Here is a 25,044-nt window from a genome sequence, read left to right as displayed (position 1 = left end):
CCTCAAATGTGACTCACCTGAGTATTACACAAATTAATCCCAGGCTCTAACACTGCTATTTCATACGTTTCTTCAATAGCTTAGTTGTTATCGGCCAGAAACCCTGACAAATAGAACGGTTTTTTTCTTGACAGTGGGAAACAGTGGAACCTAGACTGTAACATTGTGGGGATTTGTGGATAATAGTGGATCTTAATGATCAGGTGGGATCATGTTCCGAGGAGCAACAACACTCAGTCTTGACAGCAAAGGGCGCTTAGCAATCCCAGCTAAGTATCGCCAAGCCTTGTCTTTAGACTGTGAAGGGAAAATGGTATGCACGATTGATATTAAACAACCGTGCCTGTTGTTGTACCCGCTTCCCGAGTGGCAAATCATTGAGCAGAAACTCACCCGTTTATCGAGTATGAACCCCGCAGAACGCCGCTTGCAGCGGTTGTTACTCGGCCATGCAGACGACTGTGAAATGGATAAAAACGGTCGTTTACTGATATCAGCACCTTTAAGACAACATGCAGGGCTCGAGAAGAAGCTTATGTTGGTTGGTCAGCTGAACAAATTTGAACTGTGGGATGAAGACGCTTGGCATGACCAAGTGGCTCAGGATATGGACGTTGAGCGCGAGGGCGACTTCACCCTAAACGAAAGACTGGAAGACTTCTCTCTATAATGATAACAACGTCACCGCAACACGTTTCGGTGCTACTGGAAGAGTCCATCAACGCTTTAGTGACTGATACAGCAGGCACCTATATTGACGCCACATTTGGACGTGGTGGTCACACGCGTGCGTTGTTAGAAAAGCTAGGCAATGACGCTCAGGTTATTGCGTTAGACCAAGACCCACAAGCTATTGAAGCCGCTAAAACACTGCAAGACGACCCACGTTTTGACATTATCCACACTCCTTTCTCAAACCTGCAACAGGTACTTGAACAGCGGCAATTAACCGGAAAAGTCACCGGTATTTTATTCGACCTTGGCGTGTCGTCCCCACAACTCGATGATGCCGAGAGAGGTTTTAGCTTCATGCGCGACGGACCACTCGATATGAGAATGGATACCACGCGCGGTGAAACAGCCGCCGAATGGCTGAACCGAGCTGAAAAAGATGAGATAAGCTGGGTACTTAAAGAATATGGCGAAGAGCGTTTTGCGCGAAAAATTGCCAGCGCCATTGTTATGGATCGCGAGAAAGAGCCTTTTGTGCGCACGAAACAACTGGCGGATATGATTGCCCGTGTCAGCCCGGTAAAAGAAAAGCATAAGCACCCGGCAACGCGGACATTCCAGGCTATTCGAATTCATGTCAACAAAGAGCTGGAACAAATAGAGCAGGCGCTTGAAGCCTCTCTGTCGGCCCTAAAGCAAGACGGACTTCTAGTCGTTATTAGTTTCCATAGCCTGGAAGACCGATTGGTTAAACGTTTTATTCGCAAACACAGCGAAGGCAAGCAGGTACCAGCCGGACTACCTGTTACTGATGCCGAGATAAATAAAGACAAGTCATTAGAAAAAGTGGGTAAAGCCATAAAACCAGGCAAACACGAAGTCTCACTAAACCCTCGGGCACGCAGTTCAGTGCTGCGTATAGCAAGGAGGGTTTACCATGACTAAACAACGCTATCCCAGCTTAACCAAAATGGTGCTGCAAGATTTAGTGCAGCATAAGTGGGTTGTGCTACTGGGCGTGGTGGTCGTTTTTAACGCACTAAGCATTGTTTATGTGGCTCACTTGAACCGTCAGCTGACAGCTGAACGTGATGATCTGTTGTCTTACCGCGACACGCTTGACCGCGAGTGGCGACATTTAGTGATTGAGCAGAATGCACTGACAGAGCACAGCCGGGTTGAACGTATTGCTCAACAGCAGCTTGGAATGCGTGACGTAACATCCGAAACGGAGGTTATGGTCTCATGGTAATGGCGAAGCGTAAAAAACGGACTGAACCGGCTGGTACTCGCTGGCGTTTTTATATCGCAGTGACCGTGCTGTTCGGTGTTTTCTCCGTTTTGGTTGCGCGTGCAGCTTATATACAAGTTGTTAGCCCTGAACGCTTCTCCTTGCAAGGCGATATGCGTAGTTTACGCTCTGATAGCTTGCCAGTGCAGCGAGGCAGTATTGTCGACCGTCACGGCCGCGAGCTTGCTGTTAGCGTCCCGGTAGAAACTGTCTGGGCTGACCCTAAACGTATTGATGAACATAATGCGTTGGCAGATAACCGGCGCTGGCAGGCATTGGCAGAAACCTTTCGAATGAACCGCGAAGCCTTGGTTGATAAAGTCGATGATCCAAGCAAACGCTTTGTTTATTTGCAGCGAAAAGTCACACCGTCGGAAGCGGATTACGTCAAGCAGCTAAAAATTCCGGGCGTTTATTTAAAAACAGAGTCTCGCCGTTATTACCCAACCGGTGAAATTGCTGCCCATTTAGTGGGTCTGACAAATATTGATGGTGAGGGTCAGGAAGGACTCGAGTTACTGTATGACGAACACTTGACCGGACAACCGGGCAAGCGAGTTTACCGCAAGGACGCGCAAGGGCGGGTTGTTGAGGAAATTAGCCAGACAGAGGCGCAACAACCAAAACAATTAACCTTGAGTATCGATCAGCGGATTCAGGCGACTGCCTATACAGAGCTTAAAAAAGCCGTGCGCTACAACCAGGCAACGTCTGGCTCCGCTATTGTACTCGATGTTGATACTGGTGAAATCCTGGCAATGGTCAACAGCCCGTCCTTTAACCCTAACAATCGTGCCGATTTGCAGTCATTCAGAATGCGAAATCGGGCGATTACCGACAGCTACGAGCCAGGCTCGACGGTCAAGCCTTTGGTGGTGCTGAGTGCGCTGGAAAACGGCCGTCATAAAGCCGGTGACATTATTGATACAAGTCCGGGCTGGATGCGCTTGGGTGGACGCCGCGTGAGTGACCCGCGTAACCGCGGAGAGCTTACCCTGACAGAGGTCCTTAAGCACTCGTCAAACGTGGGTGTGACGAAAATGGCGCTGGACTTAGGTGTCGACTCGTTACTACAAACCTACGCGGATGCTGGCTTTGGTAGTGATACAGGAGTTGCCTTACTGGGCGAGGGTATGGGGCTGCTGAGCGATCGGCGTCGTTGGTCTGAGTTTGAAATAGCCACATTGTCCTATGGTTATGGCTTGTCTGTTACGACCCTACAGCTAGCTAAAGCTTACAGTATTATAGCCTCCGGTGGTGTGAAGCGGCCGCTGACCATATTCCGTCAAGAATCACCGCTACCAGGCGAGCAAGTCTTTAATCCTGATAATACGCTTGCCGTTATGCATATGATGGAAGAAGTTGTTCGTGACGGCACTGCAAAACAGGCTCAGGTACCGGGATACCGAATCGCTGGGAAAACCGGTACCACGCGGAAAACGAAAGCAACGGGTGGTTATGGTGATGAATATGTCGCGTTGTTTGCCGGCATTGCGCCAGTGAGCAACCCAGAAGTAGTGGTTGTTGTGACAATAAACGAGCCGGGAACTGATGACTATTACGGTGGTACCGCGGCCGCCCCTGTATTCTCAAATATCGTCGCGCAAACCATGCGCTTGTTGAACGTGCCGCCGGATAACCCGGATGACACAGAAATTCGCGCAGCAGGCTTCGGAGGTCAGCAATGAAAATGCTTTCTGAACTTCTAAATATGTTGCCTGCATCATTAAATATTCCAGATGTGACCGTCTCGGGCGTAAAACTGGATAGCCGTCAGGTCGCTAACGGTGATTTATTCATTGCAATACCTGGGTACGAAACCGATGGTCGTGCTTATATCGACGCGGCTATCGACCAGGGCGCTGTTGCGGTGATTGCTGAGTCTCCGGGCTTAGCGGTAGAGCAGCGTCGAGGTGCCGTTGTTGTCGGCTTTAGTGGGGTTCGCGAGCATTTGTCTGAAATTGCCGGAAACTTCTTCGAGCACCCGTCAAAAGGTATGACCGTTATCGGCGTTACCGGTACTAACGGCAAAACATCGGTCACTCATATTATTGCGCAACTTGCTCAACGCTTGGGTTATGAGTCAGCCGTTATTGGCACAACAGGAAGCGGCTTAATTGGGCGGCTGTTACCAGAGCGCCATACCACACCGGATGCGGTTACTATTCAGCAGCGGCTGGCTACGTTGAAAGCGGAAGGGGCTGAGTTGGTGGCTATGGAAGTGTCGTCTCATGCGTTAGTGCAGCGCCGGGTAGACGCCCTTCAATTTGCGGCTGCCGCTATTACCAATATTAGTCGTGACCACCTGGATTACCACGGTACGATGGACAATTATGTTGCTGCAAAGCAACGCCTATTTACGGACTTTGGTGTTCAGCACCGAATTGTGAATGCCGACGATACGGTATTGGCGAACTGGTACAAAGAACATGGTGCCGAACTCTGGGTGACATTAAACGACTCATCCTTGGAGCCAAGCCTAAAAGCCTCAGGACTGCAATTCCATGAAGAGGGCTCGACGTTTGAGTTGAGCTGGCAGGGACAGTCTTACGCAATAGAAACGCCGCTATTAGGGCGCTTCAATATCTACAACGTGTTAACTGCGATAGCGACGCTGCTCGCTCTAGGCTACAAGCTGAGTGACTTAGCCAATGCCTGCAAGCTGTTAATGCCAGTGCCGGGTCGTATGGAGGCTTTCCACAATCAGCATTCGCCATTGGTTGTCGTTGATTACGCTCACACACCGGACGCTTTGGACCAAGTGCTAAGAGCGCTGCGACTGCATTGCAAAGGCAAACTATGGTGTGTGTTTGGATGTGGCGGAGACAGAGACCGGGGCAAACGCCCGCAAATGGGGAAAGTCGCAGCAGACTCAGCCGATGTTGTCGTTGTTACCGACGACAACCCGCGTACTGAACCCAGTGAACAGATTATTGATGACATTCTTGCCGGCATTGCTGAAAAGGACAAAGTGAAAGTATGGCCGGGTCGCCGGGAAGCCGTGATTCGGGCCATGCAAGAAGCCCAGCAGGATGATGTCGTACTTCTGGCTGGCAAGGGGCATGAAGATTATCAAGTAATAGGCACACAGCGTGTTGATTACAACGAACGAGCGGTTGTCAGCGACTGGCTGCAAGGAGACTGCGCATGATTTCTGTAACCTTAACCTGGATAGCAGAGAAAGTCGGTGGGCGTCTTGTCGGTGAAGACAAAACAATCAGTAAGGTATCAACGGATACGCGTGACGACTTAACCGGGGCGCTATTTATTGCGTTAAAGGGGCCTAATTTCGATGCGCATCGATTTACCGAGCAAGCTCGACAAGGTGGTGCTGAAGCCTTGCTTGTTGAGAAGCCGCAACAAACCGAATTAAGCCAAATTGTCGTTGAGGATACGCGCTATGCATTGGGACTACTCGGTGCGGCAGTGAAAGCAGAAGTGGCTCCAAAAACCGTTGCTATTACCGGTAGTAACGGAAAAACCACAGTTAAAGAAATGCTGTCTTCCATTCTGTCGCTTAAGGACAGTACTCTGGCAACAGCCGGTAACTTCAATAATGACATTGGTGTGCCGCTGACATTGTTACGCCTTGGAAAGCAGCATAAATACGCGGTTATTGAGTTGGGCGCGAATCATCCCGGAGAGATTGGTTACACCACTAACTTAACTAAGCCTGATGTAGCAATACTGAATAATGTCAGCGCTGCGCATGTTGAAGGTTTTGGCAGTGTGCACGGTGTTGCGCGCGCTAAAACTGAGATTTTCCGTGGTCTGGGGAGCCAGGGAGTGGCGATTACCCCACTAGAGTCTGATTACAGTTCGAGTTGGGAGTCAGTGTGCGCTAACTACCACTGGCAGACGTTCGGTTTATCTGAGCAAGCTGATGTGTATGCAACAGACATTCAACTCAACGATGAAGGCCACCCAACCTTTTCCTTACATATTGACGGCCAAGCCGAGGCAGTGACTTTACAGTTAAGTGGCCGCCACAATGTGCTTAATGCGCTGTCAGCCTCAGCAGCGGCTTATCAGCTAGGCGTTCCTCTGACTGACATTATTAGCGGCTTAGAGCTGGTAACTCCTGCTAAAGGTCGTCTAACCACCATCAAAGTTAGTGAGCACTTACGTATTATTGACGACACCTATAATGCGAGCGTTGCCTCAACAAAAGCTGCGCTGGATTTACTGGGTAGCTACAGTGGTTATCGAATTTTTGTCCTGGGCGACATGGGAGAGCTTGGGGCTGATGCCCGCGCTTATCATGAAGAAATAGGCGAGCACGCTATAGGTACGGGCATTGATAATTTATACAGCCTGGGCGTACTCAGCCAAAGCGCCAGTGAAGTGTTTAATGGTCACGGAGGCAAGCATTTCAGTCAACTGGATGCCCTAGTGCAGGCGATTTTACAAAGACTTACAGAACAACAGGGTAAGCAGCCGGTCACAGTGCTGGTTAAAGGCTCACGGTCTGCGCACATGGAGCGCGTCGTAGCGGCGTTGCAAAGCGCTGTAGAGAGCCACAGCAGTATAGGGGATAAACACGCATGTTAGTTTGGTTGGCTGAGTACCTAATGCAATTTGAAAGCGCGTTTAACGTGTTTTCTTACCTAACGTTGAGAGCAATATTAAGCATCTTAACGGCATTGGTACTATCGCTCTGGTTAGGTCCAACATTAATTCGTCGTCTGCAGCTTCTGCAAATTGGGCAGACCGTAAGAGATGACGGCCCACAAAGTCATTTAAGTAAGAGCGGAACCCCAACCATGGGGGGAGTCTTAATTTTGGCGGCAGTGCTTGGCTCTTCATTACTCTGGGCTGACTTAGAAAACCGTTATGTCTGGGTTGTGCTACTGGTCATAACAGGTTTTGGCATTATTGGCTTCATCGACGACTACCGTAAAGTTGTGCGTAAAGATCCAAAAGGCCTCATTGCCAAGTGGAAGTACTTCTGGCAATCCGTTATTGCCAGTGCAGCGGCGGTATACCTGTATTGGAGCAGCACCATGGGGGCTGAAACTGCCCTGCTAGTACCGTTCTTTAAAGATGTCATGCCGCAGCTGGGCATGCTTTACATCCTTATGGCCTACTTTGTCATGGTGGGTACCAGTAATGCGGTGAACTTAACCGATGGCCTGGACGGCTTGGCCATCATGCCAACCGTTATGGTGGCAGCGGCGCTGGGTATTTTTGCTTACGCCTCCGGTAATGTGAACTTCGCCGATTACTTACAAATTCCTTATTTACCACTAACCGCAGAATTACTGGTTGTTTGTGCCGCTATTGTGGGAGCCGGTCTTGGCTTCCTTTGGTTTAACACCTATCCGGCACTGGTATTTATGGGCGATGTTGGCTCGCTGGCGCTTGGAGCTGCACTTGGCATCATTGCCATTTTGGTTCGTCAGGAGCTGGTGCTGTTCATTATGGGTGGTGTGTTCGTCATGGAAACCGTGTCGGTCATGCTTCAGGTTGGCTCATACAAGCTTAGAGGCAAACGAGTCTTCCGTATGGCACCTATTCACCACCATTACGAGCTAAAAGGGTGGCCAGAGCCACGAGTTATCGTGCGCTTTTGGATATTGTCTTTAATTTTCGTGCTAATTGGTTTAGCAACACTGAAACTTCGGTAATAACAATGACAACGATAAACTGGCAGAAAACAAAACACATCATGGTGCTTGGTCTGGGTAAGACTGGGGTATCGGTTGTGCGTTTTCTGGCAAACAAGCCGTCGTTAATTGCTGATGTGCGAGTGTTTGATTCCCGTGAAAATCCGCCGGGTCTCGAAGATGCGAAAGCGATAATGCCGGGCGCTGAGTTCAACACTCGCCGTTGGGAAATAGAGGACACGTTAGCTGCCGACTTGATTATCACAAGCCCTGGTATCGATTTGCGAGAAGAGCCGCTGACGCTAGCTCGCGATGCGGGTATACCCGTCGTTGGGGATATTGAAATCTTTGCTCAAAACGTCGATTTTCCACTGGTGGCTGTGACCGGTTCAAACGGTAAGTCGACAGTAACCCGACTGGTTGAGTTTATTGGCCAGCAGGTCGGAAAGAATGTGGTTGCTGCAGGAAACATTGGCTTACCTGTGCTAGACCTGCTACAGCTGGATAACAAGCCAGACGCTGTCGTGCTTGAGTTATCGAGTTTTCAGCTGGAGCTAACAGAAAAGTTAAAACTGAAAGCCGCAGTATTGCTGAATATTAGCGCTGATCACCTCGACCGTTATAATGCGCTTGAGGATTATATTGCTGCTAAGCAGCGTATATTTAATAACGCAGATACCTGGGTGTTGAACCGTCAGCAACAGGATACCTGGCCTCACCCTATCACCGGTAAAGTAGTGAGCGTTGGCAAAGACGCTCATCCCAATGATTTCGGCTTGCTAGGTGGCAATGTTGATAAATCAAGCGGTCCCGTTGCCATTACTTATGCCGGGGAAGTGGTTCTGCGGGCAGATCAGCTGCAGTTACAGGGCGTTCATAACTTATTGAACGCTCAAGCTGCACTGGGACTGGCTGTGTCGCTCGGCATTTCAATAGAAGATGCAGTAGAAGCAGCTAAAAACTTCACCGGTTTAGAGCACCGTTGCCAGTTAGTGAGTCAGGAATCAGGCGTGTTATGGGTAAATGACTCAAAAGCCACCAATATTGGTGCAACCGCTGCGGCGGTCGAGGGGCTGCGACCGGCAATTACCGGTAGATTACTCCTCATTGCAGGTGGCGACGGCAAAGGTGCTGACTTTAAAGAGTTAGCAGAGACTTTAGATAAAGTCGACATACTGCTGACAATAGGTAAAGACGGTCCGAAAATTGGCAAGCTGTTTAATGGCTCAAGACAGGTTAACAGCCTGGAGCAGGCCGTAGAGCTTGCTAAGTCACTGGTGCAGCCCGGCGACATGGTGTTGTTATCGCCAGCATGTGCAAGTTTTGACCAGTTTAATAACTTTGAGCATCGCGGTGGCGTATTTTGTCAAGCGGTGGAGGCAGCCAATGGCAACAGTGCGTGAAGAACAATTAGCGCTTGAAATGCCAGCCGCCAAAGCTCCGCGCTGGCAGCAACTGGTTGAATGGTTTAAACCGCCAACCAGTCAGGCTCTTTACGACCGCGTGCTGCTAACGGTGTCACTCGCATTGTTAGCCTTTGGATTTATTATGGTGTATTCAGCGTCATTACCAACGGCTGACCGGTTGACCGGAAACCCATTTCACTTTGCAATTCGACATGGCATTTATATTGTTATCAGCTTATTGGTAATGCTGGCGTCCTTGCGGATTCCTACCACGCTATGGAATGAACATAGCGGTAAGCTCTTGTTGGTTGGATTGGCCATGTTGCTGGTTGTTCTCGTTGTTGGGCACGAAGTGAACGGCTCGCAGCGTTGGATAAAAGTCGGCCCCATTACCGTGCAAGTAGCGGAAATGGCTAAGTTGTTTTTCTACGTGTACATGGCCAGTTATCTGGCGCGTCGTGAAGACGAAGTCCGGGAAGCTATTAAAGGTTTCATCAAACCTTTGGCCTTGTTGTTTATCGCAGCGGTATTGCTGCTGATGCAGCCCGACTTTGGAACCGTCGTTGTGTTGTCAGCGACGACTGTTGCCATGCTTTTTCTGGCAGGAGCTAAACTTTGGCAGTTTTTCGCGGTATTCATTACTTGTGTGCTGGCAATGATACTGCTGATTATTGTTGAGCCTTATCGAATGCAGCGCTTTTTGACCTTCCTTGAGCCCGAGAAAGACCCATTTGGCGCAGGGTACCAGCTAATGCAGTCGCTTATTGCCTTTGGACAGGGGCAATTTAGCGGTGCAGGTTTAGGGAATAGTATCCAAAAATTGCAGTACCTGCCCGAGGCTCATACCGACTTTATCATGGCCGTTGTTGCCGAAGAGCTTGGCTTTGTAGGCGTCATGGGCGTGATAGCGGTCGTATTAATGTTGGTTTGGCGCGCTTTAATTATCGGGCGCCGCTGCCTAATGGTCGACCAGCGCTACGGCGGGTATTTGGCCTATGGCATTGGCGTTTGGTTCAGTATCCAGGCCTTTGTGAATATCGGTGTGGCATCTGGTGCGTTGCCGACAAAAGGCTTAACACTGCCATTAGTAAGTTACGGTGGTACTAGCTTGGTTGTGTCTGCACTGGCTATCGGATTATTGCTGCGTATTGATCATGAGCGCCGAATGAGCGGTCGCAAAGTTGCGCCGCGCGGAGGTGCTGAATGAACCGTGCACTGATTGCGGCGGCTGGTACTGGCGGCCATATTTTCCCAGCACTGGCCGTGGCTGAAACCTTACGAAATGACGGCTGGCAGGTTGACTGGCTGGGAACTCGGGAAGGGCGTCTTGAGTCCAGAGTTATTCCGGCCGCAGGCTTTAGTTTGCATAGCATCAGCATGACCGGAGTTCGCGGACACGGGTTATTGCGCAAATTGAAGATGCCGCTGGTGCTGGCCAAAGCTGTCCTGCAATGTCGTCGGCTGTTAAAGCAGTTACAGCCGAACGTTGTTGTGACTTTTGGTGGTTATGTTTGTGCGCCGATTGGCATTGCCGCAAAAATGATGGGCATTCCACTGTTAGTGCATGAACAGAATGCAGTACCGGGTATGACAACCCGCTTACTGGCGCCTCGGGCAACCAATGTATTTTTAGGTTTGCCGGTGGCGACGCCTCAATGGCGCCGATACTCGGTGGTTGGCAACCCGCTGCGTCAGGCTTTTACTGAGGTTGTAAAAACGCATCAGGAAGATAAGAGCATTGCAGGGCCTATAACGATATTAGTTGTCGGCGGAAGCCTGGGCGCAAAAGTGTTGAATGAGCAAGTGCCACAAGCGGTTCAGCAGTTAGCGGATGTAGAGCTCAATGTGGTTCACCAATGTGGTCAGGGTAACGAAGTCAGCACTAAAGCAGCGTATGCCGGAGCTGAAGCCATAAGTTCGTTGGCCGTACATGAATTTATTGACGACATGGCATCGGAATTTGCCAAGGCAGACCTGGTTATTTGCCGCGCTGGAGCGTTAACTGTGTCGGAGCTAGCAGCCGTTGGTGTCGCTTCTATTTTGGTGCCACTGCCGCATGCAGTGGATGATCATCAAACAGCGAATGCAAAGGTTTTGGAAAGTTGTGGTGCGGCACTATTAATGCCGCAAAAAGAGTTAGAAAATGGGGCTTTAGCCATCCACTTAAAACGTTTATTGCATGACAGGCAACAACTGTGGACAATGGCGCGTTTCGCCCGCGAGCGTGGGATGCCAGAAGCGACCCAACGCTTAGCGAATGAATGTAAAAGATTTGAGAAGAGCGATGACTAGCATGACCGCAACCAAAGCACAGCCCTTTACCATAGTGAATGTACCTGAAATGCGTCGGGTGCAGCGCATTCACTTTGTCGGTATCGGTGGCGCCGGCATGGCCGGAATAGCAGAAGTGTTGCTGAATCAAGGCTACCAAATATCGGGCTCTGATATTGCTGAAAATGCCAATACGGAACGCCTAAGAGTGCTAGGCGCGACTATTGTGTTAGGTCACATGGCGAACAATATCGAAGGTGCCAGCGTGGTTGTGGTTTCAAGCGCTATAAAGCAGGACAATGCTGAATTATTAGCGGCACATGAGTTGCGGGTCCCCGTTGTGCGTCGGGCGGAAATGCTGGCCGAATTAATGCGCTTTCGACATGGAATTGCGGTGGCAGGAACCCATGGTAAAACCACCACCACTTCATTGGTGGCGAGTATTTTTGCCGAAGCCGAGAGAGATCCAACTTTCGTTATTGGTGGCTTGCTGAATAGCGCAGGTTCCAATGCTCGTCTGGGCAGCAGCAAGTATTTAATTGCAGAAGCGGATGAGAGCGATGCCTCCTTCCTTCATTTGCAGCCTATGGTCGCAATAGTGACGAATATTGAAGCGGACCACATGGACACCTATGAAGGTGACTTTAATAAGTTGCTGGATACTTATGTGGAGTTTCTGCACAACTTACCGTTTTACGGATTAGCAGTTATGTGTGCTGATGATGACGTTGTGTCAGAGCTTATTCCACGGGTTGGGCGTCAGGCAATAACCTACGGCTTTAGTGAATCGGCTGATGTGCGTGCCGTTGACTATGAACAAACAGCAAGTCAAAGCTGCTTTACCATCTTACGTAAAGACCGGGAGCCGTTCCGTGTCTGCCTGAATATGCCAGGGAAACATAACGCACTGAATGCACTGGCGGCTGTGGCCGTTGCAACGGATGAAGGTATAGACGACGAGTCTATTAAACGAGCCCTGACAAAATTTGAAGGTATTGGCCGTCGCTTCCAGCATTATGGAAACTTCCCCGTACCTTCTGACTCGGCGCAAGAGGGTGAAGTCATGTTGGTGGACGACTATGGACACCACCCGTCGGAGGTCGCTGCGACGATAAAAGCCGCACGCGAAGGTTGGCCTGAAAAGCGTCTGGTCATGGTGTTTCAGCCGCACCGTTATTCGCGCACCCGGGACTTGTATGAAGACTTCGTCAATGTGTTGTCGCAGGTCGATGTATTGATAATGCTGGAAGTATATAGCGCAGGTGAAGCAGTCGTGCCCGGTGCAGACGGTCGTTCACTGTGCCGATCAATCCGTCAGCGCGGGCAAATTGATCCGGTTTTTGTGGGTTCACCGGAAGAAGTACCACAAGTGTTGAAATCGGTACTGGCGGGGAACGACTTATTACTGACCCAGGGAGCCGGTAATGTAGGCGCCCTGGCGAAACAAATAGCTTCAGAGGTATTGAATAATGACGCCTGAGGCCTTCGGAAAAGTCGCGGTTATGCTTGGCGGTTATTCTGCCGAGCGTGAAGTGTCGCTTAAGTCCGGAATGGCGGTGTTAAAGGCGTTAGTGGCTAAAGGTATTGATGCACATGCATTTGACCCGGCAGCCCATGACTTACATGAGTTAATTGAAGAGCGTTACGAGCGAGTGTTTATTGCTTTGCATGGTCGCGGAGGTGAAGACGGCAGTATGCAGGGCGCACTGGAAGTGCTGGAAATGCCCTACACCGGCAGTGGTGTTTTAGGCTGTGCCTTAGCAATGGATAAAGTGCGTTGCAAACAAATTTGGCACGCACTACAGCTCCCGACAGCGCCATGGCGGGTGGTTCGGGCGTCGGAACTCGACCAGGTAGACGGCGAAATCTTATTAGAAGAGCTCGGTGGACGGGTTATTGTTAAACCAGCAAGGGAAGGCTCATCAATAGGTATGAGTATTGCTGATACTGCTGAGCGTTTAACCTCGGCGTTAAAACATGCCGTTCAATTTGATGAACAAGTTTTAGTCGAAAAGTGGATAAAAGGTAAAGAATACACCATTGCTTTGTTGGATAATAACGCGTTGCCGGTTATTCGTCTGGAAACACCGCATGAGTTTTATGATTTTGAAGCAAAGTACCAGGCAAACGACACCCTGTATCATTGTCCGTCCGGTTTAGACAATGACGATGAAGCCTACCTAAAAAACTTGGCTGAAGACGCTTTTAAAGCGGTTGATGGTAAAGGGTGGGGACGCATTGATGTCATGCGATCGAACGATGGGCATTGGTATTTGTTAGAAGCGAATACAGTACCGGGCATGACAGAAAAAAGCCTGGTGCCAATGGCAGCGAAAGCATCAGGTATTGATTTTGGTGAGCTGGTGCAGCGCATATTGGCGCAGACGCTGGAGCAGTAGATATGGCCGCTGAGCAGCGCCTTAAGTTGGTTAACTTTTGGTCTGGCGTCATCGTGTTTTGCTTGACTTTGATAGGTTTAGGCGTCGGTATTTATCAGTTAAATGAAGTACTGACAGATGAACAGCAAGTGCCTATAGCCAGTTTGAGTGTGCAGGGCGAGCTTATTTATACCGACAAAAGTGAGATAAGACAGGCACTTTTGTCAAAGCCGTTAGGCAGTTTTTTTACGGCCGACGTCGACAGTTTAAGGCAGCGAGTGGAAGCGCTGCCGTGGGTACAAAAAGTATCCATACGGAAAGTATGGCCCGACCGTTTATCGGTATTTGTTTCGGAGCATCAGCCGCAAGCGCTTTGGAATGCGGACCGGCTGATCAACGAACAAGATGAAGTGTTTCGGGCTGACGTGACAAAAGTGAGTGCGCAGCTACCCCAACTTTTTGGGCCTGAGCACGCGGTCGAGGACACGCTAAGCGAGTTCTACCGATTACAAAAGATGTTGTCGGTGAATGGTTTTTCGATAAGAGCCTTACGTTTAACCGACCGCTTTGCTGTCAGTTTGGTGCTGGAGCAAGGTATTGAAATTAAGTTAGGGCGGGAAGCCACCCTGGAACGCATTAAACGGTTTATCGACTTGTTTCCAAGCATGATGAACCACGAAAACAGTAAAGAGAACAAAGTCGACACAGTGGATTTACGATACGATACCGGGGCGGCAGTAGCCTGGCGTGAAGCAAAAAGTGAGAGTTAGACAGATATGTCGAAAACATCGGAACGCAATATGGTAGTAGGTCTGGACATAGGTACGAGCAAAGTGACCGCTCTTATCGGTGAGTTGTTGCCGGACAATGAAATCAGCGTTGTAGGCGTTGGTACTGCGGTTGCTCGTGGCATGGACAAAGGCGGCGTTAATGACCTGAATTTGGTCGTTCAGTCGGTTCAACGAGCTGTGGACGAAGCCGAATTGATGGCTGACTGCCGAGTTGCATCTGTTTACTTGAATATCTCTGGTCGCCACATCTCGTGCCAGAACGAAAGCGGCATGGTGCCGATTAATGAAGCGGAAGTGACACAGGACGATGTCGACAGTGTGATTCATGCAGCGCAGTCCGTGCCGATTGCAAAAGAGCGTCGCATTCTGCATGTGCTGCCGCAGGAATACGTGATTGACTCGCAGGAAAGTATTCGCAGCCCCATTGGCATGTCGGGCGTGCGTATGGAGTCAAAAGTCCACATTATTACTTGCGCTAATGACATGGCCAAGAACATTATCAAAGCCGTGGAACGCTGTGGTTTGTCGGTCGACAAACTGATTTTTTCAGCGCTGGCATCCAGCATCTCGGTATTAACCGATGACGAAAAGGACCTAGGCGTGGCGTTGGTCGACTTAGGCGGCGGTACTATTGATATCTGCATCTATGCAGGCGGGGTGTTGCGTCACACCGCTGTGATCCCGGCGGCGGGTAATCAGGTCACCAGTGATATTGCAAAAATATTCCGCACACCAACGAATCACGCGGAAGAAATTAAGACCAAGCACGCTTGTGCGTTGCGGCAAATGGTCAGCATGGAAGACACCATTGAGGTGCCGTCGGTGGGTGGTCGCCCTTCGCGTGTTATGTCTCGGCATACCCTCGCAGAAGTGGTGGAGCCGCGTTACCAGGAACTGTTTGAGTTAATCAGAGATGAAATTCAGCAAAGCGGTCTGGACGAACAAATAGCTGCTGGTGTGGTTATCACTGGTGGTAGCGCGAAAATGGAAGGCTGCGTTGACTTTGCGGAAGAGATATTTCAAATGCCGGTGCGCGTAGGTGTGCCGCTTGGTATGAAAGGTTTACGGGACTACGTAGAAGACCCGGTTTATGCGACAGCGGTCGGACTGTTACGGTATGGACAGGAAGACGCCGCTGTATCACAAAAAGAAAGCTCTAAAACTGACGTTATCGGGCTCTGGCAAAAAGTGCAGAGCTGGTTTAAAGGTGAGTTTTAACTTGGGGTAGCAAAAAAAGCAGGTAGGGAGAATTATTATGTTCGAACTGATGGATAATTACGAAAGCGAAGCCGTCATTAAGGTGATAGGCGTCGGTGGTGGCGGCGGTAACGCTGTTCAGCACATGGTAAAAGAGTCAATTGAAGGCGTGCAGTTTATTGCGGCGAACACCGATGCGCAGGCATTGCGTAATCACACCGCAGACGTGACCGTTCAATTAGGTCAGGACATCACGAAGGGACTTGGTGCTGGCGCTAACCCGGAAGTGGGTCGCCAATCAGCGGAAGAAGACCGCGAAAATATCCGTATTCAATTAGAAGGCGCGGATATGGTCTTTATTGCAGCCGGCATGGGCGGCGGCACTGGAACCGGAGCAGCACCTGTGGTTGCTGAAGTCGCCAAAGAGCTGGGTATTCTGACAGTTGCGGTTGTTACTAAACCCTTCCCGTTTGAAGGTAAGAAGCGCATGGCCGTTGCCGATGAAGGTATTCACGCGCTAGAGCAAAGTGTGGACTCGCTTATTACAATTCCTAACGAGAAACTGTTGAAGGTTATGGGCAAAGGCACTTCGTTGTTAGATGCCTTCAGCGCCGCCAACAACGTGCTACTGGGCGCGGTACAGGGCATTGCCGAGCTAATTACCCGTCCGGGTCTTATCAACGTTGACTTTGCCGACGTTCGTGCAGTGATGAAAGAAATGGGTACTGCGATGATGGGTACCGGCGCCGCAAGCGGTGAAGATCGTGCGCAGGAAGCGGCGGAAATGGCTATCAACAGCCCGCTTCTGGAAGACATCGACCTGTCAGGCGCGCGCGGTGTCTTGGTTAATGTAACCGCTGGCATGGACATGAGCATTGACGAGTTCGAAACGGTAGGTAACACCGTGAAGGCGTTTGCGTCAGATAATGCGACCGTAATTGTGGGAACCGTTATCGATACTGAAATGTCTGATGAATTAAGAGTAACCGTTGTTGCGACAGGTATCGGCGCAGAGCGTAAACCAGATATTTCTCTGGTCAACAATGCGCAAAATGCACCTAAGCGTGAACCGCAACCTACGTATCGTGCGGACATTGACCGCGGCGCTACAGCTCCTCGTTACGAAGAGCAGGAAGAGGCTCAGGCAGAGCCGAAACCAGAAGCGAAGCGTCAGGCGGCGGCGAAGCCAAAGCAGGACAAAGAACTGGATTATTTGGATATTCCGGCATTTTTGCGCAAACAAGCGGACTAAATTACCGCTAAGCCAGTGTAATTATGCGTAAAATTTGATCGGACCATGACAAATGTCGTATAATATGCGGCCGCTTAGGTTTGAATGGTCGTTTTTTGACCATTGACCGTATAAAGCGAACCGATTTTATAAGGTAGGTGAATAAAACTCATGATTAAGCAACGTACATTGCAACAAGCGATATCAGCAACAGGAATTGGCTTGCACAAGGGCAACAAAGTGAACTTAACTTTGCGTCCGGCGCCGGCTAATACTGGGTTGATCTTTCGCCGTACTGACTTAGAGCCGGCAGTGGATATCCCTGCGCGTGCTGACTGGGTTCGTGATACGCAGTTGTGTACGTGCTTAATTAATGAAGAAAATATTCGCATATCGACAGTCGAACACTTACTCGCTGCGCTTGCAGGAGTTGGCATTGATAACGCCATTATCGAAGTCGACTCTCACGAAATACCTATTATGGATGGTAGCTCTCACCCGTTTGTTTACCTGCTACAAAGTGCGGGCATTGAAGAGCAGTCAGCAGCGAAGAAGTTTATCCGAATCAAAGAGCCGGTGCGCGTCGAAGACGGTGACAAGTGGGCGGAACTGCTACCCCACGATGGTTTCCGTATCGACTTTGCTATCGACTTTGACCATCCGGCTATCGCAGACACAGGGCAAACTGTCAGCATGGACTTCAGTGCTAATGCCTTCATTAAAGACATTAGCCGTGCGCGTACCTTTGGCTTTATGAAAGACATTGAGTACTTGCGCAAAAATAACCTGGCACTTGGTGGCAGTTTTGATAACGCCGTGGTTCTGGATGACTTCCGCGTGTTAAATAATGACGGCCTGCGTTATGACGACGAGTTTGTGAAACATAAAATGTTGGACGCTGTGGGCGATCTCTACATGGGCGGTCATAGTATTTTGGGCCATCTGCGTGCATACAAGTCAGGCCATGCGTTAAATAACCAATTACTTCAGGCGGTACTGGAAACTGAGTCTGCCTGGGAGTTCGTGACCTTTGAAGATGAGCAGGCAAAAGAGCCTATCGCATTTTGGTCACCAGCTAATACTACGGCTTAATTAGCCTTTATTGTTGGCGGCGTTGTTATCAAACTTCGCCGCTAATGCTTCTAACTGAAGTCGCAGCGGCTCGCTGCAACCCTCCGCCATATTCCTTAGCCTTTGTGCGTTGTCATTTGTGGTGTTTACATTCGGTGACACTTTCACGCTCAGCTTGTTGACCGGCACCGTCGCATTGTTTTGAAAATACGTTATAATGGCCGCTTGTTGGAATTTAAGTTTTGTTGACCAGCTGCCGCTGCCAGCCTTTACAATAAGCTCGCCGTCGCGAATATTCACAAGCTGACAATGTTGAGCGGTTGCTTTGTCCACGCAGTTTTTAAACAACTGTTGCCATTGAGAGAGTTGAGCGGCAAACTGTGCATAATGTCGCAACGTTTCAGCCATAGGTTGCTGGCCAGTACGTAGCAATTCAGATGGCGTTTTCGGTTGTCGGGACATAAGTGGTGTAGTCAACAAATAATAAGAGAGTTCAGATGAGTTTATCAGTCTTTTATCGAGGCTCCAAAATTCGTTTTCGCGTTAATTTAAGTCGTAGACGGATGTTGTCTTTCGCCGGTATAGCTACCTTTATTGGGCTTGTTACTTGGCAACCTTGGGAATACCGGGGAGTTGATCCAGAGTTCGCGCAGGCACAAATCACCGAAGAGCAAAAAAACCTTATTCTTCAGCAAAAAGCCGTCAAAGCGTTGAAAGAAGATACTCAAAAACAATTGGGTGCTATGAAGGTTTATTTAGGTGAGTTGCGGGCACAAATGCGGCGCTTAGATGCCTTAGGTGAGCGTTTAGCGGGTGTGGCGAACTTGGACAATGGCGAGTTCAATTTCCAGCAGGGAATGCCCATCGGCGGACCTGAAATAGAAGTCGCTGAGTTACCTCAGGCCTCAGGATCCGATGTACTTACCGACATTGAAGACATGTTGTCGAAGATATCGGACAAGCAAAAACAGCTATCTCTCCTTGAATCTGTGATGATGAATCACCAACTTAATAATGATGCATATATTGCTGGGCGCCCTATCTCCGATGGTTGGCTCTCTTCGCAATATGGTATTCGTAAAGACCCTTTCAATGGCACTCCGGCCATGCACAAGGGTTTAGACTTTGCGAGTTATAACGAAGATGTGCAAGTGGTCGCGACCGGTGCTGGTGTTGTCACTTGGGCAGGCGACCGTTACGGCTATGGTCAGTTGGTTGAGATTGACCACGGTGGTGGCTTAAAAACTCGCTATGGGCACAATCACGAATTATTAGTAAACGTCGGCGACGTGGTAACACGAGGCCAGCAAATTGCAGAGATGGGTAGCAGTGGTCGTTCAACCGGACCGCATGTGCATTACGAAGTTTTACGTAATGGTAAGCAGATTGACCCGAACCAATTTGTGTACCGAAAAGCCGACTAATACATCTGAACATTAAGAGAATAAACGCAAGCGGTACTGAGTACCGCTTTTGTTGTTAAAAAGTAACACAGGATATATCAAACTCATGCTAGGCAGTCTGTTTCGAAAAGTTTTTGGAAGTCGCAACGATCGCATACTCAAAAACATGCAAAAAGATGTTGATCGGATTAACGCGTTAGAACCCGAATTTGAAGCATTGAGTGATGCCGAATTAAAGGAAAAGACCGCCGAGTTTCGTAAGCGTCTGAACGAAGGTGAAAAACTCGATAAGTTACTTGTTGAAGCCTTTGCTACGGTTCGTGAAGCCAGTAAACGTGTATTTAAAATGCGTCATTTTGACGTCCAGCTTATCGGCGGTATGGTTTTGAATGAAAACCGTATTGCGGAAATGAAAACCGGTGAAGGTAAAACTTTAACTGCAACCCTAACTGCCTATTTAAATGCCTTGCCGGGCAAAGGCGTGCATATTATTACCGTGAACGACTACTTGGCAAAGCGTGACGCGGAGTTTAACCGTCCTCTGTTTGAATTCCTGGGCTTGAGTGTTGCTTTCAATATTCCGGGCATGAATCCGGAAGATAAAAAAGCTGCTTATCAAGCTGATATTACCTACGGCACCAATAACGAGTTTGGCTTCGACTATTTGCGCGACAACATGGCATTTTCGCCTCAAGATCGCGTGCAGCGCGACCTTTACTATGCGCTAGTCGATGAGGTTGACTCCATTCTTATTGACGAAGCCAGAACACCGCTGATTATCTCTGGGCCGGCTGAAGACAGCTCAGAGATGTATCGCAAGATGAACGAGCTGGTGCCGCACTTAGTGCGTCAGGAAAAGGAAGATACCGAGGAAGAGAAAGGCGACGGCCATTTCACCATTGATGAAAAGGCGAAGCAGCTTCACCTGACTGAAAATGGCCAAGAGCATATCGAGTCGCTACTCAAAGAAAAAGGCATGCTGGCTGATGATGACTCACTGTATTCCGCAGCCAATATTAGCTTGCTGCACCACATTAATGCGGCGCTAAGAGCACATCACCTATTCCAGAAAGATGTCGATTACATTGTTAAAGATGACCAGATCATTATTGTTGATGAGCACACAGGTCGTACAATGGAAGGGCGCCGTTGGTCTGAAGGTCTGCACCAGGCGGTAGAAGCCAAAGAAGGTGTGCCTATTCAAAATGAAAACCAAACGCTTGCTTCCATTACCTTCCAGAACTATTTCCGTTTGTATGACAAATTGGCGGGTATGACAGGTACAGCCGACACCGAAGCCTTTGAGTTCCAGTCAATTTACGGGCTTGAAACCGTTGTTATTCCAACTAATAAACCAATGGTTCGTGATGATCGCGCTGACTTGATTTACCTAACGGCAAAAGAAAAATACGAAGCTATTGCTGAAGATATCGAAGAGTGCCGTAAACAAGGACGCCCAGCGCTGGTTGGTACGGTATCTATCGAAAACTCGGAGTTGTTGTCGAGCCTTCTGAAGAAGAAGAAAATACCGCATGCGGTGTTGAACGCTAAGTTCCACGAACAAGAAGCCGATATTATCGCTCAGGCGGGCCGTCCAGGCGCCGTAACTATTGCGACCAACATGGCCGGGCGCGGTACTGACATCGTGTTAGGCGGCAATTGGATGGTCGAAGTAGAGAAACTGGAAGAACCATCTAACGACAAAATAGATGCTATTAAAGAAGAATGGCAGAAAGTGCATGACAAAGTCATCGAAGCAGGCGGCTTGCACATTATTGGTACGGAGCGTCATGAATCTCGCCGTATTGATAATCAGCTTCGTGGTCGTGCTGGTCGTCAGGGTGACCCGGGTTCGTCTCGTTTCTATCTATCACTGGAAGATCCACTAATGCGTATTTTCGCATCGGATCGTATCGGTACCATGATGAAACGCCTTGGTATGAAAGAAGGGGAAGCTATTGAGCACCCTTGGGTGACACGCGCCATCGAAAACGCACAACGTAAGGTTGAAGGGCGTAATTTCGATATCCGTAAGCAACTGCTTGAATACGATGATGTGGCGAATGACCAGCGCTCGGTGGTTTATGAACAGCGAAACGAGCTGCTTGATGAAGGCGATATCTCTGAAACCATTACTGCAATTCGCGAAGACGTTGTTAATGCAGTTATTGACGAATATGTGCCGCCACAGTCGCTCGCTGAACTTTGGGACTTAAAGTCACTGGAAGAACGCTTGCGCGCTGATTTCCATATTGAGCTACCTTTACAACAGTGGCTTGAAGATGAAGAGCACTTCCACGAAGAAGTTCTTCGCGAACGTGTATTGGAAGAGCTGGTTAAGACTTATCAGGAAAAAGAAGAGTTGGTCGGCCCGGAAGTTCTGCGTCGCTTTGAAAAGTCGATTATGTTGCAAAGCCTTGATCAGCACTGGAAAGAGCACTTGGCAGCAATGGATCATTTACGGCAGGGCATTCACTTACGCGGTTACGCACAGAAAAACCCTAAGCAGGAATATAAGCGCGAAGCGTTTGAGTTGTTCAGCGAAATGCTTGAAAACTTGAAGTTGGATGTTGTGACTATTTTAAGTCGTGTCAAAGTGCGTGCTCAGGAAGATGTCGATGCCGTTGACCAACAGCGTAAAGCTGCCGACAGCGCACCTCGTGAGTTTAAACACGAGCAGACAAAGCCAGCGACTCAAGAAGAGCAACCGCGGGAGCAGGGGCAGCCACAACCGGCCAGAACTGAAAAGAAAGTCGGTCGTAATGAACCTTGTCCATGCGGCTCAGGTAAAAAATACAAACATTGTCACGGTAAACTGTAGGTTAATATGACCACCCAAAAACCTCCCGCTGTACATGTTGCAGTGGGAGTTATTGAAAACTCGAATGGCGAAATCTTTATCGCACAACGGCTGCCAGAACAGCATCAAGGCGGCAAATGGGAGTTTCCCGGTGGTAAAGTTGAGTCAGGTGAAAACGTTCAGGAAGCCTTAGTCAGAGAGCTCAAAGAAGAGTGTGGCATAGATGTTACTGACATGGCGCCACTGACAGTTATCGAACACCAATATTCCGACAAACGCGTATTATTGGATGTTTGGTGGATTTTGTCCTATCAAGGCGAAGCTACCCAGCTGGAAGGGCAGAAATGGTGTTGGGTTGATAAAAATCAGTTAGATGCCTTTCAGTTTCCTGATGCAAACCAACCCATTGTCGACTGTATTATGCAGTCAATGAATACTTACTAAATGTAGGGCCTAAAAACCGTCGCCCTCGTTAATGTAGTCATCGTTGGCGACAGGAGCAGGCTCTCCAGGAATACTTTTTTCTTCATTTGCCCACTCGCCTAAGTCAATGAGCTTGCAGCGCTCGCTGCAAAACGGACGAAATTTTGAGGTCTCTTTCCATTCGACTTCTGTTTCACATGTTGGACAGTTGACCGTTAAACTCATTGTGCACACCTGGCTATTTCTAATTGAACTGACTGGATTGATTGAGTGTTACTGATACCCGGTAACGGCATGAATCTTACCGTAAAGCGTTGTTTATGCCCACTAATAACCGGGTAAACGGAAGACTCTTTAGGGACTTTAATTCGTAGCATAGCTAACGGCTGCTCAGAGCTCTCCTGCATAAACCCACTGGTCAATGTCATCTCAGAGAAAGTGGACTGTTCACGCATTAAGGTGAGTTTTAGTTGTACTGCTTTTTCAATAGGCTGAAATAACTGACACCATGCATCGCATTGTTGCTGTTGGAGCTCATTCTCCTGACTTAACCAGAGTTGCAGTTGCGGCAGTTCGAAAAGGCCACTAATACCCGGTTGGCTAAAACGTTGTCTTATACTCGCCAGTAGTGCATCGTCTTTAATTTCTCGCAATACCTTAGGAATGTCCGGTAAAAATTGTTGGCAGTCGCCAATTTCTTCAATAGTGGTCCGCAACGCCTGTCTATCGACTTGCGGGTGCTGCTCCCATTGTTTCAGGCGCTGTTGCTGTGCATCGAGATCTTTTGAAAGCTCAGTGCGAATGTCGACCCTTTCAAGGAGATCGCTGAGTGAAAACAGAGACTGGAAAAAAGCATCAGGCTGTTGTTGAAACAACTCTCTATTGACGTTGAGCTGCTCAAAGCCGTGCTCGAGTCGTAAATATGTGCGGACACGCTCCTGAAGCGGGTATTCATAAATAATGTGCTGGTTATCCGTGAACGCCATAATGTCAGTAGTTAAAGGGTAATGCGCCTATAATAGCGCATTAAGATGGGTGTGCAATGGCTGCTTCCAGATACCTTTTGTGTAATTCCTGAACCTGAGTGTGAAGTGCGTTTAAAGTGGTGTCATTAACAATAATATCATCCGCTTTTCGGCGTCGCTCTTCACGGGTCATTTGAGCGTTTAAAATGGCTGCAACCTGTTCTTCAGACGTGTTGTCACGAGTAACTGTGCGTTCAACTTGTAATGATTCTGGTACGTCTATAACTAATACTTGGTCACAGTATTTATCCAATCCATTTTCCAGCAGTAATGGAGCGGATAAAATCACATACTTGGAAGACGCATTATTTAACTGAGCGAGTATTTGTCGACGAATTTCAGGATGCAATAACTGGTTCAGCCATTCCTTTTCGTCGTTATTACTAAAGACTTTTTCACGCAGCGCTTTACGGTCTAAGTGGCCGTCACTTTGAATCACTTCTGGGCCAAAGTGGTGTTGAATTTCTTTTAGGCACACAGAGCCTGGCTCCACAACTTCGCGAGCAACAACATCTGCATCTATCACGTCAATGCCTAGACGTTGAAACTCGTCTGTGGCGGCGGTTTTACCGCTGCCGATACCACCGGTTACACCAACAACATAAGTCATGCTTACGCCCCTCCTAGCCAGGACCAATAAGCATATAGCAGCTCGTGTCCCCAAAAGTAGCTTATGATCCCTCCCCCAATTAGAAAGGGGCCAAATGGAATCGGCTGAGCCCGGCCGCTGAGTTTAATGTAAACAATACCAACAACAGCGCCACACAGTGACGCGGCCAATACGGTCACTGGCAATACTGTTGCGCCGGTAAACGCAGTGAGTGCCGCCAGCAATTTAAAGTCGCCATAGCCCATCCCTTCTTTTTTGGTCAGAAGTTTAAACACCCAATAAACTGACCATAAGCTGAGGTAGCCCACGACCGCACCGATGAGCGCCTGCTCTGTGGTTATGGAACTGTACTCGGACAACGACCAGAGTAAACCGAGCCAGAGTAGGGAGTAATTGAGCACGTCGGGCAATAGTTTGTGATGTAAATCGATGACAAAAAGGCAAATTAATAAGCTTGTGACTACGGCGTAAAACAGTGCTGGCACAGTGATGCCATATTGCCAGCCAATTAGCCCGAAACTGATGGCTGCGATAATTTCTACCGCCCAGTAGCTGATTGAAATCGGTGTTTTGCAATGGCGGCAGCGAGCTCTTAAAAGCAGGAAGCTCAACAGTGGGATATTGTCATACCAGGCAATAGCGGACTGACATTTCGGGCAATGAGACGCTGGGAAAGCGAGATTAAAGGGTTCGACTTGATTTGCAGGTGTGCCGTTTGCCTCGGCACATTCCAGTTGCCACTGTCGCTGCAATTGAATAGGCAGGCGATGAATAACAACATTCAAAAAACTGCCAATAACAGCCCCCAGTATGACTGATAAGATTAGCATTGCGATTGTGTGAGCTGCGAATAATTCGGTCATTCGATA

The 25,044-nt window shown here is 48.9% G+C and carries 24 protein-coding genes; 19 read left to right on the top strand and 5 right to left on the bottom strand.

Annotation, left to right across the window (positions count from 1 at the left end):
• The first annotated feature begins 211 nt into the window (after window positions 1-211).
• The 16 genes from mraZ (at window position 212) to lpxC (ending at window position 17,935) form a co-directional block, all read left to right on the top strand.
• Window positions 212-670, top strand: coding sequence for a division/cell wall cluster transcriptional repressor MraZ (mraZ, locus tag BLT32_RS04175; protein ID WP_053953047.1), 459 nt, complete (start codon window positions 212-214; stop codon window positions 668-670).
• On the top strand, window positions 670-1,617 hold the full coding sequence (rsmH, locus tag BLT32_RS04170; protein WP_053953046.1) for a 16S rRNA (cytosine(1402)-N(4))-methyltransferase RsmH: 948 nt from the start codon (window positions 670-672) through the stop codon (window positions 1,615-1,617). Before mraZ ends, rsmH begins: the two co-directional genes overlap by 1 nt.
• A complete protein-coding gene (gene ftsL / locus BLT32_RS04165) occupies window positions 1,610-1,924 on the top strand; it encodes a cell division protein FtsL (protein WP_053953045.1) in 315 nt (104 codons plus the stop codon). Before rsmH ends, ftsL begins: the two co-directional genes overlap by 8 nt.
• Window positions 1,918-3,651, top strand: coding sequence for a peptidoglycan D,D-transpeptidase FtsI family protein (locus BLT32_RS04160; protein WP_053953044.1), 1,734 nt, complete (start codon window positions 1,918-1,920; stop codon window positions 3,649-3,651). Before ftsL ends, BLT32_RS04160 begins: the two co-directional genes overlap by 7 nt.
• The gene (gene murE, locus BLT32_RS04155) at window positions 3,648-5,114 is read left to right on the top strand and encodes a UDP-N-acetylmuramoyl-L-alanyl-D-glutamate--2,6-diaminopimelate ligase (RefSeq protein ID WP_053953043.1); all 1,467 of its coding nucleotides are present in this window, start codon (window positions 3,648-3,650) and stop codon (window positions 5,112-5,114) included. The genes BLT32_RS04160 and murE overlap by 4 nt, the downstream gene beginning before the upstream one ends.
• Entirely contained in the window at window positions 5,111-6,514 is a 1,404-nt protein-coding gene (locus BLT32_RS04150; protein WP_053953042.1) for a UDP-N-acetylmuramoyl-tripeptide--D-alanyl-D-alanine ligase, read from the top strand. The genes murE and BLT32_RS04150 overlap by 4 nt, the downstream gene beginning before the upstream one ends.
• Window positions 6,508-7,590: a phospho-N-acetylmuramoyl-pentapeptide-transferase gene (mraY, locus tag BLT32_RS04145; RefSeq protein ID WP_053953041.1), complete on the top strand. Its 1,083-nt coding sequence runs from the start codon at window positions 6,508-6,510 to the stop codon at window positions 7,588-7,590. The genes BLT32_RS04150 and mraY overlap by 7 nt, the downstream gene beginning before the upstream one ends.
• Window positions 7,591-7,595: 5 nt before the next feature.
• Entirely contained in the window at window positions 7,596-8,972 is a 1,377-nt protein-coding gene (gene murD, locus BLT32_RS04140; RefSeq protein ID WP_053953040.1) for a UDP-N-acetylmuramoyl-L-alanine--D-glutamate ligase, read from the top strand.
• Window positions 8,956-10,182: a cell division protein FtsW gene (ftsW, locus tag BLT32_RS04135; RefSeq protein WP_053953039.1), complete on the top strand. Its 1,227-nt coding sequence runs from the start codon at window positions 8,956-8,958 to the stop codon at window positions 10,180-10,182. Before murD ends, ftsW begins: the two co-directional genes overlap by 17 nt.
• Complete coding sequence (gene murG / locus BLT32_RS04130) at window positions 10,179-11,267, top strand: undecaprenyldiphospho-muramoylpentapeptide beta-N-acetylglucosaminyltransferase (protein ID WP_053953038.1); 1,089 nt, start codon at window positions 10,179-10,181, stop codon at window positions 11,265-11,267. The genes ftsW and murG overlap by 4 nt, the downstream gene beginning before the upstream one ends.
• A complete protein-coding gene (gene murC / locus BLT32_RS04125; protein WP_053953037.1) occupies window positions 11,260-12,726 on the top strand; it encodes a UDP-N-acetylmuramate--L-alanine ligase in 1,467 nt (488 codons plus the stop codon). Before murG ends, murC begins: the two co-directional genes overlap by 8 nt.
• Complete coding sequence (locus tag BLT32_RS04120; RefSeq protein WP_053953036.1) at window positions 12,716-13,645, top strand: D-alanine--D-alanine ligase; 930 nt, start codon at window positions 12,716-12,718, stop codon at window positions 13,643-13,645. Before murC ends, BLT32_RS04120 begins: the two co-directional genes overlap by 11 nt.
• A 2-nt stretch (window positions 13,646-13,647) precedes the next feature.
• Entirely contained in the window at window positions 13,648-14,394 is a 747-nt protein-coding gene (locus tag BLT32_RS04115) for a cell division protein FtsQ/DivIB (protein WP_053953035.1), read from the top strand.
• 6 nt (window positions 14,395-14,400) lie between these two features.
• Complete coding sequence (gene ftsA / locus BLT32_RS04110; protein WP_053953034.1) at window positions 14,401-15,633, top strand: cell division protein FtsA; 1,233 nt, start codon at window positions 14,401-14,403, stop codon at window positions 15,631-15,633.
• Window positions 15,634-15,670: 37 nt separating this feature from the next.
• On the top strand, window positions 15,671-16,864 hold the full coding sequence (gene ftsZ, locus BLT32_RS04105) for a cell division protein FtsZ (RefSeq protein WP_053953033.1): 1,194 nt from the start codon (window positions 15,671-15,673) through the stop codon (window positions 16,862-16,864).
• Window positions 16,865-17,014: 150 nt separating this feature from the next.
• Window positions 17,015-17,935: a UDP-3-O-acyl-N-acetylglucosamine deacetylase gene (lpxC, locus tag BLT32_RS04100; protein WP_053953032.1), complete on the top strand. Its 921-nt coding sequence runs from the start codon at window positions 17,015-17,017 to the stop codon at window positions 17,933-17,935.
• On the opposite strand, the gene BLT32_RS04095 is transcribed toward lpxC, so the two are convergent.
• Window positions 17,936-18,376 (bottom strand): DUF721 domain-containing protein, encoded by a 441-nt coding sequence (locus BLT32_RS04095; RefSeq protein WP_053953031.1) that lies wholly within the window; start codon window positions 18,374-18,376, stop codon window positions 17,936-17,938.
• Between the two features lie 35 nt (window positions 18,377-18,411).
• Between BLT32_RS04095 and BLT32_RS04090 the strand changes: the two genes are divergently transcribed.
• The 3 genes from BLT32_RS04090 (at window position 18,412) to mutT (ending at window position 22,561) form a co-directional block, all read left to right on the top strand.
• Complete coding sequence (locus tag BLT32_RS04090; protein WP_053953030.1) at window positions 18,412-19,338, top strand: M23 family metallopeptidase; 927 nt, start codon at window positions 18,412-18,414, stop codon at window positions 19,336-19,338.
• Window positions 19,339-19,423: 85 nt separating this feature from the next.
• Window positions 19,424-22,138 (top strand): preprotein translocase subunit SecA, encoded by a 2,715-nt coding sequence (gene secA, locus BLT32_RS04085; RefSeq protein ID WP_053953029.1) that lies wholly within the window; start codon window positions 19,424-19,426, stop codon window positions 22,136-22,138.
• 6 nt (window positions 22,139-22,144) lie between these two features.
• The gene (gene mutT / locus BLT32_RS04080) at window positions 22,145-22,561 is read left to right on the top strand and encodes an 8-oxo-dGTP diphosphatase MutT (protein WP_053953028.1); all 417 of its coding nucleotides are present in this window, start codon (window positions 22,145-22,147) and stop codon (window positions 22,559-22,561) included.
• Window positions 22,562-22,570: 9 nt separating this feature from the next.
• Here the strand turns inward: mutT and yacG are convergent, their stop codons facing one another.
• Genes yacG through BLT32_RS04060 form a run of 4 tightly spaced genes read right to left on the bottom strand, consistent with a single transcriptional unit; the run spans window position 22,571 to window position 25,038 of the window.
• Window positions 22,571-22,765, bottom strand: coding sequence for a DNA gyrase inhibitor YacG (gene yacG, locus BLT32_RS04075; RefSeq protein WP_053953027.1), 195 nt, complete (start codon window positions 22,763-22,765; stop codon window positions 22,571-22,573).
• Window positions 22,762-23,526, bottom strand: coding sequence for a cell division protein ZapD (gene zapD / locus BLT32_RS04070; protein WP_053953026.1), 765 nt, complete (start codon window positions 23,524-23,526; stop codon window positions 22,762-22,764). The genes yacG and zapD overlap by 4 nt, the downstream gene beginning before the upstream one ends.
• Window positions 23,527-23,566: 40 nt before the next feature.
• A complete protein-coding gene (gene coaE, locus BLT32_RS04065) occupies window positions 23,567-24,175 on the bottom strand; it encodes a dephospho-CoA kinase (RefSeq protein ID WP_053953025.1) in 609 nt (202 codons plus the stop codon).
• A gap of 2 nt (window positions 24,176-24,177) precedes the next feature.
• Window positions 24,178-25,038: a prepilin peptidase gene (locus BLT32_RS04060; RefSeq protein ID WP_053953024.1), complete on the bottom strand. Its 861-nt coding sequence runs from the start codon at window positions 25,036-25,038 to the stop codon at window positions 24,178-24,180.
• Window positions 25,039-25,044: the final 6 nt, after the last annotated feature.

The sequence above is a fragment of the Idiomarina zobellii genome (genome assembly GCF_900100855.1).
Taxonomy (GTDB): domain Bacteria; phylum Pseudomonadota; class Gammaproteobacteria; order Enterobacterales; family Alteromonadaceae; genus Idiomarina; species Idiomarina zobellii.
The sequence above is the reverse complement of the archived record's forward strand: the minus strand, read 5'-3'. Positions and strand labels throughout refer to the sequence as shown.

What these genes read in the sequence shown, in the direction of transcription:
- mraZ (WP_053953047.1), top strand. Translation starts at nt 212, where the DNA reads ATGTTCCGAGGAGCAACAACACTCAGTCTTGACAGCAAAGGGCGCTTA.
- rsmH (WP_053953046.1), top strand. Translation starts at nt 670, where the DNA reads ATGATAACAACGTCACCGCAACACGTTTCGGTGCTACTGGAAGAGTCC.
- ftsL (WP_053953045.1), top strand. Translation starts at nt 1,610, where the DNA reads ATGACTAAACAACGCTATCCCAGCTTAACCAAAATGGTGCTGCAAGAT.
- BLT32_RS04160 (WP_053953044.1), top strand. Translation starts at nt 1,918, where the DNA reads ATGGTAATGGCGAAGCGTAAAAAACGGACTGAACCGGCTGGTACTCGC.
- murE (WP_053953043.1), top strand. Translation starts at nt 3,648, where the DNA reads ATGAAAATGCTTTCTGAACTTCTAAATATGTTGCCTGCATCATTAAAT.
- BLT32_RS04150 (WP_053953042.1), top strand. Translation starts at nt 5,111, where the DNA reads ATGATTTCTGTAACCTTAACCTGGATAGCAGAGAAAGTCGGTGGGCGT.
- mraY (WP_053953041.1), top strand. Translation starts at nt 6,508, where the DNA reads ATGTTAGTTTGGTTGGCTGAGTACCTAATGCAATTTGAAAGCGCGTTT.
- murD (WP_053953040.1), top strand. Translation starts at nt 7,596, where the DNA reads ATGACAACGATAAACTGGCAGAAAACAAAACACATCATGGTGCTTGGT.
- ftsW (WP_053953039.1), top strand. Translation starts at nt 8,956, where the DNA reads ATGGCAACAGTGCGTGAAGAACAATTAGCGCTTGAAATGCCAGCCGCC.
- murG (WP_053953038.1), top strand. Translation starts at nt 10,179, where the DNA reads ATGAACCGTGCACTGATTGCGGCGGCTGGTACTGGCGGCCATATTTTC.
- murC (WP_053953037.1), top strand. Translation starts at nt 11,260, where the DNA reads ATGACTAGCATGACCGCAACCAAAGCACAGCCCTTTACCATAGTGAAT.
- BLT32_RS04120 (WP_053953036.1), top strand. Translation starts at nt 12,716, where the DNA reads ATGACGCCTGAGGCCTTCGGAAAAGTCGCGGTTATGCTTGGCGGTTAT.
- BLT32_RS04115 (WP_053953035.1), top strand. Translation starts at nt 13,648, where the DNA reads ATGGCCGCTGAGCAGCGCCTTAAGTTGGTTAACTTTTGGTCTGGCGTC.
- ftsA (WP_053953034.1), top strand. Translation starts at nt 14,401, where the DNA reads ATGTCGAAAACATCGGAACGCAATATGGTAGTAGGTCTGGACATAGGT.
- ftsZ (WP_053953033.1), top strand. Translation starts at nt 15,671, where the DNA reads ATGTTCGAACTGATGGATAATTACGAAAGCGAAGCCGTCATTAAGGTG.
- lpxC (WP_053953032.1), top strand. Translation starts at nt 17,015, where the DNA reads ATGATTAAGCAACGTACATTGCAACAAGCGATATCAGCAACAGGAATT.
- BLT32_RS04095 (WP_053953031.1), bottom strand. Translation starts at nt 18,376, where the DNA reads ATGTCCCGACAACCGAAAACGCCATCTGAATTGCTACGTACTGGCCAG.
- BLT32_RS04090 (WP_053953030.1), top strand. Translation starts at nt 18,412, where the DNA reads ATGAGTTTATCAGTCTTTTATCGAGGCTCCAAAATTCGTTTTCGCGTT.
- secA (WP_053953029.1), top strand. Translation starts at nt 19,424, where the DNA reads ATGCTAGGCAGTCTGTTTCGAAAAGTTTTTGGAAGTCGCAACGATCGC.
- mutT (WP_053953028.1), top strand. Translation starts at nt 22,145, where the DNA reads ATGACCACCCAAAAACCTCCCGCTGTACATGTTGCAGTGGGAGTTATT.
- yacG (WP_053953027.1), bottom strand. Translation starts at nt 22,765, where the DNA reads ATGAGTTTAACGGTCAACTGTCCAACATGTGAAACAGAAGTCGAATGG.
- zapD (WP_053953026.1), bottom strand. Translation starts at nt 23,526, where the DNA reads ATGGCGTTCACGGATAACCAGCACATTATTTATGAATACCCGCTTCAG.
- coaE (WP_053953025.1), bottom strand. Translation starts at nt 24,175, where the DNA reads ATGACTTATGTTGTTGGTGTAACCGGTGGTATCGGCAGCGGTAAAACC.
- BLT32_RS04060 (WP_053953024.1), bottom strand. Translation starts at nt 25,038, where the DNA reads ATGACCGAATTATTCGCAGCTCACACAATCGCAATGCTAATCTTATCA.